The 13,495-nt window shown below is 66.0% G+C and carries 16 protein-coding genes; 11 read left to right on the top strand and 5 right to left on the bottom strand.

Going from position 1 to position 13,495, the window contains the following annotated elements; translation table 11 throughout:
- Positions 1–382: 382 nt before the first annotated feature.
- From IV088_RS18520 to IV088_RS18510, 3 genes are all read right to left on the bottom strand, one after another.
- A complete protein-coding gene (locus IV088_RS18520) occupies positions 383–1,003 on the bottom strand; it encodes a MarC family protein (RefSeq protein ID WP_291105275.1) in 621 nt (206 codons plus the stop codon).
- A 107-nt stretch (positions 1,004–1,110) separates the two neighbouring features.
- Complete coding sequence (locus tag IV088_RS18515) at positions 1,111–1,638, bottom strand: MaoC family dehydratase (RefSeq protein ID WP_291105273.1); 528 nt, start codon at positions 1,636–1,638, stop codon at positions 1,111–1,113.
- Positions 1,639–2,409, bottom strand: coding sequence for an SDR family oxidoreductase (locus IV088_RS18510; RefSeq protein ID WP_291105272.1), 771 nt, complete (start codon positions 2,407–2,409; stop codon positions 1,639–1,641).
- Positions 2,410–2,492: 83 nt separating this feature from the next.
- Between IV088_RS18510 and IV088_RS18505 the strand changes: the two genes are divergently transcribed.
- The 4 genes from IV088_RS18505 to IV088_RS18490 are packed head-to-tail and all read left to right on the top strand — an operon-like array spanning position 2,493 to position 5,474.
- Positions 2,493–3,092 (top strand): 2-hydroxychromene-2-carboxylate isomerase, encoded by a 600-nt coding sequence (locus IV088_RS18505; protein WP_291105271.1) that lies wholly within the window; start codon positions 2,493–2,495, stop codon positions 3,090–3,092.
- A gap of 35 nt (positions 3,093–3,127) precedes the next feature.
- Positions 3,128–3,811: a dienelactone hydrolase family protein gene (locus IV088_RS18500; protein WP_291105270.1), complete on the top strand. Its 684-nt coding sequence runs from the start codon at positions 3,128–3,130 to the stop codon at positions 3,809–3,811.
- 56 nt (positions 3,812–3,867) lie between these two features.
- A complete protein-coding gene (locus IV088_RS18495) occupies positions 3,868–4,827 on the top strand; it encodes an amidohydrolase (RefSeq protein ID WP_291105301.1) in 960 nt (319 codons plus the stop codon).
- Positions 4,824–5,474, top strand: a complete 651-nt coding sequence (locus IV088_RS18490; protein WP_291105268.1) for a glutathione S-transferase family protein — start codon at positions 4,824–4,826, stop codon at positions 5,472–5,474. The genes IV088_RS18495 and IV088_RS18490 overlap by 4 nt, the downstream gene beginning before the upstream one ends.
- A gap of 36 nt (positions 5,475–5,510) precedes the next feature.
- Here IV088_RS18490 and IV088_RS18485 read toward each other — a convergent pair whose 3' ends face one another.
- Positions 5,511–6,620, bottom strand: coding sequence for a magnesium transporter CorA family protein (locus IV088_RS18485; RefSeq protein WP_291105265.1), 1,110 nt, complete (start codon positions 6,618–6,620; stop codon positions 5,511–5,513).
- A gap of 10 nt (positions 6,621–6,630) precedes the next feature.
- Positions 6,631–7,632: a porphobilinogen synthase gene (hemB, locus tag IV088_RS18480; protein ID WP_291105262.1), complete on the bottom strand. Its 1,002-nt coding sequence runs from the start codon at positions 7,630–7,632 to the stop codon at positions 6,631–6,633.
- A gap of 293 nt (positions 7,633–7,925) precedes the next feature.
- Between hemB and IV088_RS18475 the strand changes: the two genes are divergently transcribed.
- The 7 genes from IV088_RS18475 to rpsL form a co-directional block, all read left to right on the top strand.
- Positions 7,926–9,053, top strand: a complete 1,128-nt coding sequence (locus tag IV088_RS18475) for a hypothetical protein (protein WP_291105259.1) — start codon at positions 7,926–7,928, stop codon at positions 9,051–9,053.
- A 262-nt stretch (positions 9,054–9,315) separates the two neighbouring features.
- A complete protein-coding gene (locus IV088_RS18470; protein ID WP_291105257.1) occupies positions 9,316–9,744 on the top strand; it encodes a CopD family protein in 429 nt (142 codons plus the stop codon).
- Positions 9,745–9,781: 37 nt separating this feature from the next.
- Positions 9,782–10,858 carry a VanZ family protein gene (locus IV088_RS18465; protein WP_291105300.1) on the top strand — a complete coding sequence of 359 codons (1,077 nt, stop codon included), beginning with the start codon at positions 9,782–9,784 and terminating at the stop codon, positions 10,856–10,858.
- A 21-nt stretch (positions 10,859–10,879) separates the two neighbouring features.
- The gene (locus tag IV088_RS18460) at positions 10,880–11,218 is read left to right on the top strand and encodes a (2Fe-2S) ferredoxin domain-containing protein (RefSeq protein ID WP_291105254.1); all 339 of its coding nucleotides are present in this window, start codon (positions 10,880–10,882) and stop codon (positions 11,216–11,218) included.
- Positions 11,219–11,257: 39 nt separating this feature from the next.
- Positions 11,258–11,881, top strand: coding sequence for an alpha/beta fold hydrolase (locus IV088_RS18455; protein WP_291105252.1), 624 nt, complete (start codon positions 11,258–11,260; stop codon positions 11,879–11,881).
- Positions 11,882–11,964: 83 nt separating this feature from the next.
- Positions 11,965–13,101: a D-alanyl-D-alanine carboxypeptidase family protein gene (locus tag IV088_RS18450; protein WP_291105250.1), complete on the top strand. Its 1,137-nt coding sequence runs from the start codon at positions 11,965–11,967 to the stop codon at positions 13,099–13,101.
- Between the two features lie 171 nt (positions 13,102–13,272).
- Positions 13,273–13,495 (top strand): 30S ribosomal protein S12 (gene rpsL / locus IV088_RS18445; RefSeq protein ID WP_291105247.1); only part of this gene is annotated, 223 nt, incomplete at its 3' end.

The following is a 13,495-nucleotide window of genomic DNA, read 5'->3' as shown; positions in this document are numbered from 1 at the left end:
CGGGCATGCGTTCTCCGTCCCACGCTCGCGGGCGGCTGCCCGGGCAGTCCGCCGTTGCCTCGTCAACGCCGTTGGGGCGCTCTGCCGGGTGGGCAACCGCGAATGGGGACTGCGCCCGCCCACCCGAACCCCCTACCCCAGTGAGACCCGAGTGCGCCTGCAGGCGTGCCTGCACGGTGTTCAGGTCGATGGTGGTGGCCCCGGGCGCAGGCCCCATTCGCCGTTGCCACTGAGGTGGCGTGGCAGGGCCGAGTTGACGCCGTGATCTCGGCCCGCACGGGTCGCCGACGGCGAGCGTGGGCCGGAGAGCGGGGACGCCGCCATTGGCCTGCGCGAGGTCTGCACCCGTCCCCGGCGCCCTGGTGTTGAACCCAGGTGGCGATCAACCCGCCAGCGCGGGAAACAACTTCACCAGCCCCGCCGCCATCACCTCGACCGACAGCGCGGCCAGGATCAGGCCCATCAGCCGTGTCATCACGTTGATGCCGGTCTGGCCCATCAGACGGGCAATCGGTTTGGCCAGCGAGAAACACACGGCAGTGGCCAGAGCGATCACCACGCCATAGCCCACCAGCGCGGCGTGCTGGAAAAAAGTCTTGGCCTGGTCCGCGTAGATCACCACCGTGGACATGGTGGCCGGGCCGGTGAGCAGCGGGATCGTGAGCGGCACCACGGCGATCGAGGCCCGCGCCGAGGCGTCGTCCACCTCGCCCTGGGTGGTCTTGGCCTCGGCAGGCTGGGCATTCAGCATCGACAGCGCCGAGGTCAGCAGCAGCATGCCGCCGCCCACCTGGAAGCTCGCCAGCGAGATGCTGAAAAACTCCAGGATCTGCAGACCGATGATGGCGCAGGTGGCGATCACCGCGAAAGCGCTGATCGACGAGATCAGGATGGTGCGCCGGCGCTGCGCCGAGCTGAAGCCCTGTGTGTAGTGGATGAAAAACGGAACGATGGCCAGCGGGTTGACGATGGCCAGCAGGGTGATGAGGGGCTTGAAATCCATGGGCGGGATTGTGGGGCAGGACGCGGCCGTGTGCCCTGCATCAGCGGAAATCAGGCGGCATTCATGCGCTGCTTGCGCGATCCGCCGCCGGGCCGCCCCAAGGCGGATCAGCCCCCTTGGGGGGCAACGACCCGCGCAGCGGCGGAGTGTGGGGGCGCCAGTTCCCTTCGGCGGAACATCCCGTAGCCGTCCATGTGCAGCACCTTGTCGCCGTGCTGGTTGAACATCTCCCACACCGTGCGCACCAGGCCCACGTCGGGGCGTTTGCTCATGGCGCGCTTTTCGGTGATGGTGTGCTGCAGGCGCAGCACGTCGCCGGGGTAGACCGGCTTGGTCCACTTCAGGCTCTCCAGCCCGGGCGAACCGAGGCTGGAGGTTTCATGCAGGAAGTTCGTCACCATCAGCCGCATCGCCATGGCGCAGGTGTGCCAGCCGCTGGCGCTCAAGGCCCCGAACACAGAGGCTTTGCCCGCTTCTTCGCTCAGGTGGAACGGCTGCGGGTCGAACTGGCGGGCGAAGGCGATGATCTCTTCTTTCGTCGGCGAGAGGCTGCCCAGGTCGCGCACCTGGCCGATCTCCAGGTCTTCCCACCAGATCCTGATGTGCGGGCTTTGTTCGGGTGTGATGGCGGTCATTCAGCGGCCTCCTGAAACGTCGAGCAAAGACATGGTGGTGTAACTCGCCGCGTCCGACAGCAGCCACACGATGGCCTGCGCCACCTCGTCGGCCGTGCCGCCGCGCTGCATGGGCACCTGGTGCTTCAGATCGTTCACACGGTCGGGCAGGCCGCCCGAGGCATGGATCTCGGTTTCGATCAAACCCGGGCGCACCGCGTTCACGCGCACGCCTTCGGCCGCCACCTCCTTGGCCAGGCCGATGGTGAAGGCGTCGATGGCGCCCTTGGCCGCCGCGTAGTCCACGTACTGGCCGGGCGAGCCCAGGCGCGACGCGGCGCTGGACACGTTGACGATCGCGCCGCCTTCTCCGCCGTGCCGCGTGCTCATGCGGCGCACCGCCTCGCGCGCGCAGAGCATGCTGCCGATCACGTTGATGTCGAACATGCGCTTCCAGCGTGCCACGCTCATCTCGTCGATCCGCGCGGTCACGTCCACCACGCCCGCGTTGTTCACCAGCCCGGTGAGCCGCCCGAGCTGGGTGTCCACCGCCTCGAACATGCGCAGCACCTGCGCCTCGTCGGCCACGTCGGCCTGCACGGCGATGGCGTTGCCGCCGCTGGCGTGGATGCCGCGCACGACCTCGTCGGCCGCGAGCGAATGGGCGGTGTAGTTCACCGCCACGGCCCAGCCCTGTCGCGCCGCCAGCCGCGCCGTGGCCGCGCCGATGCCCCGGCTGCCGCCGGTGACCAGCAGCACCCCGGGAAGAGGGGATGTGTTCCGTTGATTCATGTCCTGTGTCCTGCAAGATGCGCCCGCATGGCGTACAACACGGGCTGTTTCGCCGTCCATTACAACAGCGTCAGGAGACCGCCATGCGTCGCACAGTCGACTATTACTTTGCCCCGCAGAGCCCGTGGATGTACCTCGGGCACGCGCGTTTTGCCGATCTGCTGCAGCGCAGCGACACCGCCGTCCGCGTGCGGCCGGTGGACTTCGGTCAGGTCTTTTCGGTCTCCGGTGGCCTGCCGCTGCCCAAGCGCGCCCCGCAGCGCCAGGCCTACCGGCTGGTGGAGCTGCGCCGTTTCAGCGAAGCGCTGGGCGTGCCGCTCAACCCCCAGCCGCGTTTCTTTCCGGTGGCGGGCGACCCCGCCGGCTGGCTGATCACCGCCGTCGCGCAACACGACGGTGATGCCGCCGCGATGCGCCTGACCGGCGCCGTGGGCCGCGCCCTGTGGGCGCAGGAGCGCGACATCGCCAGCCCCGCCGTGCTCGCCGAGCTGCTGAGCGAATGCGGGCTGGACGCGCAGCGCCTGGCGCAGTCTCAGCAGGACGACGTGAAGGGTTTGTACGCCCAACACACCGAAGAGGCCATCGCGGCCGGTGTGTTCGGTGCGCCCAGCTACGTGATCGACGGCGAGATTTTCTGGGGCCAGGACCGGCTGGACTTTGTCGAGCGCCGTTTGCTGGCCTGACCCCGCAGCTTTTTCATCACACAGGAGATGTGCCCATGGGTCAGTTCGTGAACCTCACCGCCGCCGACGGCTTCGTTGTCCCCGCCTACGTGGCCGCGCCCAGCGGGGCGCCGAAAGGCGGGCTGGTCGTGTTGCAGGAGATCTTCGGCGTCAACAGCCACATCCGCTCGGTGGCCGACGGTTACGCGGCCGACGGCTACTTCGTCGTGGCGCCGAGCACCTTCCACCGCGTCCAGGCGGGCTTGGAGCTTGGCTACACCGAGGCCGACATAGGCAGCGGCATGGCGCTCAAAGCCGCCGTGGAGGCCCTGCCCGCACCGGGGGTGCTGGCCGACATCCAGGCCGCCGTGGACCACGCCGCTCAAGCTGGAAAAGTCGGCATCCTGGGCTACTGCTGGGGTGGCCTGCTCACCTGGCGCGCGGCCTGCACGCTGAACGGCCTGACGGCCGCGGTGCCGTTTTATGGCGGCGGCATGACCACCGAAGCCGAAGCCGCGCGCGAGCCGAAGGTGCCGGTGATGGCCCACTTCGCCGAACAGGACCACTCGATTCCGCTGGACGGCGTGCAGGCGTTCCAGAAGGCGCACCCTGCGGTGACCGTGCACCTGTACCCGGCCCACCACGGCTTCAACTGCGACCAGCGCGGCAGCTGGCACGCGCCGTCCGCGAAGCTGGCGCGGGAGCGCACGCTGGCCTTCTTCGCCCAACACCTGGGCTGACGGCCATGGGCAGCGTGGCACGCTTGTCGGGTCTGGTGGCGCTGGGGCTCGCGCTGATGCGCAGTGCGTTCGCGCAGACGCCCTATGCCGGCCCGCTGTTCGACGCCCACCTGCACTACAACGACGAAGCCTGCGTGCACGACGCACCGTCGCCCGGTTGCCCGCACCCGCTGACCGACGTGCTAGCGCGCATGCAGCGCAACGGCGTGCGCGCCGTGCTCGCCAATTCGCGGCCCAACGCCGGGACCCTAGCCCTGGCGGGCGCGCACGAGCAGACCCGAGCCGCGGGGGTGACGGTGGTGCCGTTTGTGCGCCTCTACCGCAACCGCGCCGACTACAGCGGCTGGTTCGCCGACGGAACCATCGCCGAGATGGTGCAGACCGAGTTGGCCCGCGGCACGCCCGCCGGCGCCTACCGGGGTCTGGGGGAATTCCACCTGTACGACAGCGCCAATGCCAACGGCCCTGTCGCCAAACAGCTCATGGCGCTGGCCGAGCAGAAAGACCTGGCGATCCTGGCCCACGTGGACGATGTCGCCATCGATCTGCTGATGGCGAACACGCCGTCGAAGGGGCAAATCGATCTGCCGCCGGGCCGCCCCAAGGCGGATCCACCCCCGCGGGTGGCAGCGACCCACGCAGCGGCGGAGCGCGGGGGCGACGGAATGCGTTTGATCTGGGCGCACACGGGCATCTCCGGCGCGTCCATCGAGCGGGTCGATGAGCTGTTCACCCGCTACCCGCGCCTCATGGGCGAACTCTCCTACCGCCCCGGCCTCACCTGCGACGGCGGCCAGCTCTGCCCCGAGTGGCGCGCGCTGTTGCTCAAGTACCCCGAGCGCTTCATGATCGGCTCCGACACCTGGGTCAACCAGCGCTGGCTGTACTACGACGAACTCATGCAGGGCTACCGCGCCTGGCTCGGCGGTTTGCCCGCGGACGTGGCACGCCGCATCGCGTGGAACAATGGGGCGCAACTGTTTGGCTTCAACCAGAACGCCCCTGCCACCCGATGATCCAGCTGCACCACTTTCCCAGCACCGCCAGCATGGTGCCCCACATCCTGCTCGAAGAGCTGGGTGTGTCCTACGGGCGCGTGCTGGTGGACCGCACGCAGGACGTGCAGAAGACCACGGCCTACCTGAAGCTCAACCCCAACGGCCTGATCCCGGTGCTCACCGACGGGGACCTGGTGCTCTACGAAACCGCCGCGATCTGCCTGCACCTGTGCGACACGCACCCGGCCAGCGGCCTGGCGCCCGCGCTGGGCACGGCCGAACGGGCGCATTTCTACAAGTGGCTGATGTGGCTGACCAACACGCTGCAGGCCACGCTCATCGTCTACTTCTACCCCGAGCGCTGGGTCAACGCCGGCAACGCCGCCGGCGCGGCGGAGGTGAAGCAGCACGCCGAGATCCGCGTCAACAACCTGCTCAAGCAGCTCGACAACGAGCTGGCCCGGCACGGCGGGCCGTGGTTCATGGGCGAGGCCTACTCGGCGCTCGACCCGTATGTGTTCACGCTGTGCCGCTGGACACGTCATTTCGCGTCCTCGCCGGCCCGCGACAAGCGCCAGCTCGGGCCTTACCTGCAACGCATGCTGGCGCGCCCGGCGGTGCAGCGCGCCCTGGCCAACGAAGGACTGAGTCCACCCTTCGTCTGAACGGCTGAGCGCAAGGCGCTCGGCCACTGACCCGATCTACCGGCCGGTCCGTGCCAGGTAACGCTTGCGCCAGAACAGCACGCCCAGCACCCCGGCCGTGATCAGCATGGACCCCATGGCCCACCAGAAGCCCGACTCCTGGTGCAGCAGGGGGATGAACTCGAAGTTCATGCCGAAGATGCCCGCGATCAGGTTCAGGGGCAGGAAGATGGCGGTCAGCGCCGTGAGCGTGCGCATGATGTCGTTGGTGCGGTTGCTCTGCGCCGAAAAGTGCATCTGCACCGCGATCTCGGCGTTCTGCTCCAGCCGGCGCACGTGGTGCACCACGCGCTCGATGTGTTCCAGCACGTCCCGGCTGCGCACCTTGATCAGCTCCAGGCCACGCTGCCCGCCGATGTGTTCGTCCGGTTCCCAGGCCGCCAGTGCTTCGATCCAGTCCTGGATGGCGGCGCGCTGGTCCTCGCAGATCTCGTCGAGGTGGTGCAGGGCGTTGCGCGCATCCAGCAGCGACCCCCAGTTGTTGAAGCGGGTGGACGGGCGCAGCAACTCGGCCTGCCAGTGGTCGAGCTGGCGGGTGAGTTCGCGCCGCAGCTCCAGGAAACCATCGACCATCAGGTTGACGATGCGCAGCATCAGGTCGGGTGGGCTGGTGGGCCACTGGGTGCCCACCGCGCGCAGCGTGGCGCCGCCGGGCGCCAGCAGCCGCGACGCGTAGCTCTCCAGCACGGTGCAGCCGGCCGGGTGCACGGTCAGCAGGATGCGGTCGAAGACCGCAAACCCGACCGGGCTGGTGTCGATGCGGCGCAGCACCGGGGGGCCGCCCCGCTTGAGCGGTGTGGTGAGCACGGCACCCGGGTGCTCCAGATCGGTCTCGCTGTGACCGGCGGCCAGGCGCCGGAACGCCAGCATGTCGTACCGAGAGGTGAAATCGTAGTGCGAGGGCAGCTGGTTGTTCAGCAGGTCCGAGACGTGCAGGTCCACCAGCGGGATGCCGCACAGCATCTGCAGGGTCGCCTGCACGGCCGCCAGTTCAACCTCCAGTTCACGCCGGCCATAGGCGATCCAGACAAAACCCTGCGCAGGCAGCTGCTGGGGCAATTCCGAGGTTTCGATGACGCCCGAAGGCTGGATGTGGAAGACCCGCATGGGAGGGGGCTCAGCCGCGCAGCAGCCGGGCCGCGTCTCGCGCGAAGTAGGTCAGCACACCGTCGGCGCCCGCGCGCTTGAACGCCAGCAGGCTTTCCATCATCACCGCGTCGTGGTCGAGCCAGCCGTTGATGGCCGCCGCCTTGAGCATGGCGTACTCGCCGCTCACCTGGTAGGCGAAGGTGGGCATGTGGAACTGATCCTTCACGCGGCGCACGATGTCCAGGTAGGGCATGCCGGGTTTGACCATCACCATGTCGGCGCCTTCGGCGATGTCCAGCGCCACCTCGCGCAGGGCTTCGTCGCTGTTGCCCGGGTCCATCTGGTAGACCTTCTTGTCGGCCTTGCCCAGGTTGGCGGCCGAGCCGACCGCATCGCGGAACGGGCCGTAGAAGGCGCTGGCGTACTTGGCGCTATAGGCCATGATGCGGGTGTGCACCAGGCCCTGGGCTTCCAGCGCCTGGCGGATGGCGCCGATGCGGCCGTCCATCATGTCGCTGGGGGCGACCATGTCCACGCCCGCCTCCGCCTGAGTGAGCGCCTGCTTCACAAGGATCTTCACCGTCGGATCGTTCAGGATGTAGTTGCTGTCGTCCAGCACCCCATCCTGACCGTGGCTGGTGTAGGGGTCGAGCGCCACGTCGGTCATCACCCCCAGTTGGGGAAAATGCTGTTTCAGGGTGCGCACCACGCGCGGCACGAGCCCATCGGGGTTCATGGCCTCCTGGCCATCGGGTGTCTTGAGCGACGCGTCGATCACCGGGAACAGCGCCATCACCGGAATGCCCAGCTTCACGCAGTCTTCGGCCACCGGCAGCAGCAGGTCCAGGCTCAGGCGCTCCACGCCCGGCATCGACCCGACCGCCTCGCGCCGTTGGGCGCCATCAAGCACGAACACCGGGTAGATGAAGTCCGCCGGGCTGAGCCGGTGCTCGCGCACCAGGTCACGGGTGAAGGCGTCGCGGCGCAGGCGGCGGGGGCGGGAGAGGGGGTAGGGGGCGGGGGTGTGCATCCTGCGATTGTGGCAAATACCTTCCGTGAAGGCGCAGCAACGCGACACTCGGCCCCGAGCGCCGCGACGGGATGTTGCAAATCGTAAAAAAAGCACGATGATTGAACACTGCAGTAGTTTGTATTCAACTCTGCTGCGAGAAAATGCAGCCACCCGGTGTGACAGAGAGGCCGAGGTGGTGTTCTTTTCCACCTTGGCCAGTTGCCGGTCCGGCCTGTTTCGGGGTCGTCTTTGCGACCGGCCCGATCAGCCCGGAACGGACGGCGCCAGCTTTTTCATGAACGAGCCCTGCCATGCAGCCCCACAAAATCAGCAACTCGAATTCGTCCGCAGCCAGCAAGCCCGGAGCCCCTGCGGAGGCTGACGCCTGGTCCCTGGACGACCATTGGCCCGAACTGTTGTCCGCGCTGTCGGAGCAGTTCACCGAAAGCGTGAGCGCGCTGCAAAACCAGATTGACCAGTTGCTCGCCAAAGGGCGCATCACCAAGCTGGAGCACCGCTCGCTGAATGTGCCGGCCGAGCGCATCAAACTCGCGGGCATCAGTGCGCAGCAGATCCAGCGCTTTTACGGCGGACGCATCCGGCAGTCGCACGAAAAAATCAACATGGCAGACCTCGTCGAGGGCGTGCTGCAGGAGCGCAAGCAGGAACTGGGCATTCTCGGCATTGCCTTGCGGCGCAAGCTCAAACCGGTGGAGGTGCTCATCGATCCGACCGTGGCGCACACCTTCGTGAATGCGGTGCTCGACTGGGGCCTGCCGTTCGGCAACCGGGTGGACATGCGTGTGGACCTCAATGCCTGGCCGCAGCACGCCCGCTTGCTGATGCGCGTGTCGAACGACGGTGTGCCCCCGTCGAGCAGCACGTCCTCGGACAGCCTGAGCTGGATGCTGATTCGTCAGATCGCACTGGCCGCCGGCGGCATCGAGGTGGACCGGGACGTTTCGGGCGAGGGCGTGAGCTTCACGGCATTGTTCAACCGGACCGTTCAGGCGGTGGACGGCATTTCTGCGGTGGAGCTCTCGGACGAACACTCGTCCATGTTCAAGTCGCTGTCCGGCACCTATGTGCTGACCATTTCTCCCAGCTTGCAGATCCGCGCCGATGTGCGCGACGCCTTGCGCGAGATCGGCATCGTGTCCGACAGCGTGGTGGACTTCAACCAGGCCCGTCAGGCGATCAAGGGCCGCATGCCCAATCTGATCGTGGTCGACTCGGAGATCAAGGACGAGGAGTTTGAGAAGTTCCGCAACGAGCTGTTGCGCGAAGTGTTCGAGTTTCCCTTTGTCGAGATTTCGCCGGACGACAGTTCGTTCGACATGTCCGGTTTTGGGGAGTTTTCCATGGCCAAGGTGGGTCGTGGGAACATCCGCGAGGCCCTTGGGACCGCCGTGATGTTCGAATTGGCCAAGATGATGTAATTCTTTGTAGTTAAAAATTCACAAAAGTCTCAAACACCCTGTCAGATCTGACAGGGTGTTTTGTTCATATCTCCCGTTTTCTGTTGTAACATGTGCACCGAGCGTGCTCTAGGGTGCGCTCCCCGCTTTTCCTCCCTGAGCGGGCGCCTTAGTGTGTGACAGCAAAAAGGCTTCCTAACCCGGCCCTGTGGCCGGGTTTTTTTTGCCTGTTCGCCGGTCCGGCGGCGGCGGTGCGGCCTTGGGACACGGCTAAACTGACCCGATGCTCTGGGTCAAATCCTTTCACATCGTCTTTGTGGCCAGCTGGTTCGCCGGACTTTTCTATTTGCCGCGCATCTTTGTCAACCTGGCCATGGTGCCCCCCGAGAGCGTGGCCGAACGCGAGCGCCTGCTGTTGATGGCCCGCAAGCTCATGCGGTTCACCACCATGTTGGCCGTGCCCGCGCTGGCGCTGGGCATCTGGTTGTGGTTCGGCTATGGGATTGGCTGGGGGGCCGGCAACGGCTGGATGCACGCCAAACTCGCCCTGGTGTTGCTCATCCTCGGGTACCACCATGCCTGCAGCGTCATGCTGCGCCGTTTCGAGCGTGGCGGGAATCGGCGCGGTCATGTCTGGTACCGCTGGTTCAACGAAGCGCCGGTCATGATGCTGATTGCGGTCGTCGTGCTGGTGGTTGTGAAACCCTTTTGATGCCCTGGGGGCATCCGTGACGCCACGTTCCTCCGCCATGCCGCTGGCGCTGCTGTTTGCGGCGCTGGTGGTTTACGCGAGCCTGTACCCGTTCGAGGGCTGGCGCTGGCCGGGCGCTTCCATCGCGAATTTTGTCGGCGCGCCGCTGCCTCGGTATTGGACGGGCTTCGATGTGGGTGCCAACCTGGTCGGCTATGGCCCACTGGGCTTCCTGCTGGCGGTGGCTTTGCTGCGCTCCGGGTGGGGTCGTTGGGCATGGCCTCTGGCGGTGCTGGCGGCGGCCAGTCTGTCGCTGGCGGTCGAGTCGTTGCAGAATTTTTTGCCGATGCGGGTGCCCTCCAACCTGGATTTCGCGCTGAATGCGGCCGGCGCCGCGCTGGGTGCCTCTCTGGCCTGGGTTCTGGAACGTCTGGGTGGGTTGCGGCGCTGGAGTCAGTTCCGTGCCGACTGGTTCGAGCCACACGCCCATGGGTCGCTGGTGTTGCTGGCGCTGTGGCCCTTTTCGCTGCTGTACCCGGTTTCAGTTCCTTTTGGCCTCGGGCAGGTGTGGGACCGTCTCGAAGAGGGGCTGGCCCGGATGCTCGCCGAAACCCCCTTTCTGGAATGGGTGCCCATGCGGGCAGAGCCCGTGTTTCCCTTGAGTCCGCTGGCCGAGGCGCTCTGTGTGGCGCTGGGGTTGCTGACGCCATTGCTCATGGGTTACGGCGATGTGCGCTCGGTGTGGCGCCGGCTGGTGTTTCTGGTGATGCTGTTTGTGGGTGGGTTGGGTACCGCTGCGTTGTCCGCCGCCCTGACCTACGGCCCGGACCACGCCTGGGCCTGGATCAATGTGCCGGCCGTCATGGGCATGGGGCTGGCTTTGATGGCGGGCTTGGCCGCCTTGGTGCTGCCTCGCCGCCTGTGCCATGTGGCGCTGTTGATGGGGCTGGCCGTGTCATTGAGCCTGCTCAACCGGGCGCCTGTGAGCGCCTATTTCGACCAATCGCTGGAAGTGTGGGAGCAGGGGCGTTTCATCCGCTTTCACGGCCTGTCCCAGTGGCTGGGCTGGTTGTGGCCATTCGCCGCCATGGTGTTTGGGTTGCGCGCAGTGGCCCGGTCGTCCGTGGGGCGGTAGGCCCGCCACTAAAATCCACCGATGGTTGAAAACAAATCCTATTACGAACGGCACATCTTCTTCTGTCTGAACCAGCGCGACAACGGAGAAGACTGTTGCGCCCAGCACAAGGCGCAGGCAGCCTTTGATCGCTGCAAGAGCCAGGCGAAATCGCTGGGCCTGCTCGGGCCAGGCAAGGTCAGGGTCAACAAGGCCGGTTGTCTGGACCGATGTGCGGGAGGTCCCATCGCGGTCGTGTACCCCGAGGCGGTCTGGTACAGCTACGTCGATGAGCAGGACATCGATGAAATCGTGCAATCTCACCTGCGCGATGGCGTGGTCGTGCAGCGCCTGGTCACGCCGTCCGATGTGGGGCGCTGATGCCAAGTGGTTCAGTGTTCCTGCCTGTGGGGGGGCGTCATGAATGCGCAGACTGAACACCTCAGCCAGGCGGGTCCAGCCGGCACTTTGGAGCTGCTGATCGACCGGCCAGCCTCGGCGCCCGTCGGCACGGCCGTTCTGTCGCACCCGCACCCGTTGCACGGTGGCACCATGACCAACAAGGTGGTCCAGACCCTGGCCCGGGCCTGTGTGCTGGCGGGCTGGAATGCCGTGCGATTCAACTTTCGCGGCGTGGGGCGGAGTGTGGGTGTGTACGACGAGGGCCGCGGAGAGTTGTCGGACCTGTTGTCGGTGATCGATGCCCAGGCACCTGATGGGCCGCTGTGTCTGGCGGGATTTTCGTTTGGCGCCTTTGTCACCAGCCATGCGGCCGCCCAGTTGCATTCCCAGCGTGACATCCAGCGCCTGGTGCTGGTGGGCACGGCTGCCAGCAGGTTTGATGTGGCACAGGTGCCTCCCGAGTTGCACCTTCGCAGCCTCGTGGTTCATGGCGAGCAGGACGACACGGTGCCGCTCGCTTCGGTGATGGACTGGGCTCGGCCCCAGACCTTGCCGGTCCTGGTGGTCCCCGGAGGGGGGCACTTTTTTCATGGCCAGTTGCCGCTGCTGCGCGAACTGGTGTTGCGTCACCTGCGAGCTTGAACGGCACGCGGGATTTTTCACTTTTCTGGATCCGGATGTTGTTGCGTCGCCTGCCTTTCTCTTTTTTTCTACTCTGGCTGACCTTGTGTCTGCCCCTTCCTGCTTTGTCGGCTTTGCCGCAGCCGCCCGAGGTGGCTGCGCGCGCTTACCTGCTGCTGGATGTAACGTCCGGGCAGGTGCTGGCCGCCAAAGATCCGGACAAGGCAGTGGAGCCGGCGTCCCTGACCAAGCTCATGACCGCCTACCTGGTGTTCGATGCACTCAAGTCGGGCAAGCTCAGTCTCGCGCAGACCTTGCCGGTGAGCGAGAGGGCATGGAGGATGCCGGGTTCGCGCATGTTCATCGATCCCAAGATGAAGGTGCCCGTCGAGGATCTGCTCAAAGGCATGATCGTGCAGTCGGGCAACGACGCCACCATGGCGCTGGCCGAAGGTGTGGGTGGAAGTTCCGAGCGCTTCGTGGAGATGATGAACCAGCAGGCCAAGGCGCTGGGCATGACCGCCAGCGCCTTCAAGAACCCCGAAGGCCTCACGGTGGCAGGACACACAACGACTGCGAGGGATCTGGCCACGCTGGCCACCCGCCTGATGCGTGATTTTCCCGATTTTGTGCCGTACTACGCCATCCAGCGCTACCGCTACCCGGGTACGCCAGGCGCCAACGACACCAACCGCAATCTGTTGTTGTTTCGCGATCCCAGTGTCGATGGCCTGAAGACAGGGCACACCGATGCGGCCGGCTATTGCCTGGTGGCCACCGCCCACCGGCCTTCGGCTGCGCTGGGGGCCGGGCCGCAGGGACAGCGCCGCTTGCTCAGCGTGCTGCTCGGGGCTTCAAGTGAAAACGCGCGTGCTGCAGAGAGCCAGAAGCTGTTGAATTGGGGTTATACCGCCTATGAGGCGGTGCGCCTGAGTCCTGCAGGTGAGCCCTTGAGCTCGCCCCGGGTCTGGAAAGGGAAGGCCGATGTGGTCCGGCTGGGCAGGCCGGAAGGTGTGGTGGTTTCGGTGCCCGCGGGCGAGGGGGCGCGTCTCAAAACCGAAATCACACGCCCCGATCCGTTGGTGGCCCCTTTGCAGCGTGGGCAGCAGGTGGGCGTGCTCCGCGTGCGCCTGGGCAGCGGCGACCCGGTGGCCGATGTACCCCTGACCGTGCTCGAGACGGTGGAGGAAAGCGGGATGCTGGGCCGCGCCTGGGATGCCCTGCGCCTCTGGATTCAGTGATTCCGCTGGCTCTCGCAAGGGGTTTTGTTTCTGCGCTGCCCCTGATCACGCCTGTCCAACGGGGGCTGTTTGGCACAAATGTGAGCCCGTGATATAGTCGAAGGCTCTTCGGAAATTTCCGAGGAGATCTCGTCTTCGCTTTTTTTTCAAACGTTTAGGGACGTTTCTTTCATGCCAACCATCAATCAACTCGTGCGCCACGGCCGGGAGGTCGAAAAGACCAAATCCAAGAGCCCGGCCATGGAAAACTCTCCGCAGCGTCGCGGTGTGTGCACCCGTGTGTACACCACGACCCCCAAGAAGCCCAACTCCGCTCTGCGTAAAGTCGCCAAGGTGCGTCTGACCAACGGTTTTGAGGTCATTTCCTACATCGGCGGTGAAGGCCACAACCTGC

This window comes from Hydrogenophaga sp. (assembly GCF_018780075.1).
Classification (GTDB): domain Bacteria; phylum Pseudomonadota; class Gammaproteobacteria; order Burkholderiales; family Burkholderiaceae_C; genus Hydrogenophaga.
This window is presented reverse-complemented; position numbering and strand designations above follow the sequence as displayed.

What these genes read in the sequence shown, in the direction of transcription:
- hemB (WP_291105262.1), bottom strand. Translation starts at nt 7,632, where the DNA reads ATGCACACCCCCGCCCCCTACCCCCTCTCCCGCCCCCGCCGCCTGCGC.
- IV088_RS18500 (WP_291105270.1), top strand. Translation starts at nt 3,128, where the DNA reads ATGGGTCAGTTCGTGAACCTCACCGCCGCCGACGGCTTCGTTGTCCCC.
- IV088_RS18505 (WP_291105271.1), top strand. Translation starts at nt 2,493, where the DNA reads ATGCGTCGCACAGTCGACTATTACTTTGCCCCGCAGAGCCCGTGGATG.
- IV088_RS18510 (WP_291105272.1), bottom strand. Translation starts at nt 2,409, where the DNA reads ATGAATCAACGGAACACATCCCCTCTTCCCGGGGTGCTGCTGGTCACC.
- IV088_RS18485 (WP_291105265.1), bottom strand. Translation starts at nt 6,620, where the DNA reads ATGCGGGTCTTCCACATCCAGCCTTCGGGCGTCATCGAAACCTCGGAA.
- IV088_RS18455 (WP_291105252.1), top strand. Translation starts at nt 11,258, where the DNA reads ATGAATGCGCAGACTGAACACCTCAGCCAGGCGGGTCCAGCCGGCACT.
- IV088_RS18515 (WP_291105273.1), bottom strand. Translation starts at nt 1,638, where the DNA reads ATGACCGCCATCACACCCGAACAAAGCCCGCACATCAGGATCTGGTGG.
- IV088_RS18520 (WP_291105275.1), bottom strand. Translation starts at nt 1,003, where the DNA reads ATGGATTTCAAGCCCCTCATCACCCTGCTGGCCATCGTCAACCCGCTG.
- IV088_RS18475 (WP_291105259.1), top strand. Translation starts at nt 7,926, where the DNA reads ATGCAGCCCCACAAAATCAGCAACTCGAATTCGTCCGCAGCCAGCAAG.
- IV088_RS18490 (WP_291105268.1), top strand. Translation starts at nt 4,824, where the DNA reads ATGATCCAGCTGCACCACTTTCCCAGCACCGCCAGCATGGTGCCCCAC.
- IV088_RS18465 (WP_291105300.1), top strand. Translation starts at nt 9,782, where the DNA reads ATGCCGCTGGCGCTGCTGTTTGCGGCGCTGGTGGTTTACGCGAGCCTG.
- IV088_RS18495 (WP_291105301.1), top strand. Translation starts at nt 3,868, where the DNA reads ATGCGCAGTGCGTTCGCGCAGACGCCCTATGCCGGCCCGCTGTTCGAC.
- IV088_RS18460 (WP_291105254.1), top strand. Translation starts at nt 10,880, where the DNA reads ATGGTTGAAAACAAATCCTATTACGAACGGCACATCTTCTTCTGTCTG.
- IV088_RS18470 (WP_291105257.1), top strand. Translation starts at nt 9,316, where the DNA reads ATGCTCTGGGTCAAATCCTTTCACATCGTCTTTGTGGCCAGCTGGTTC.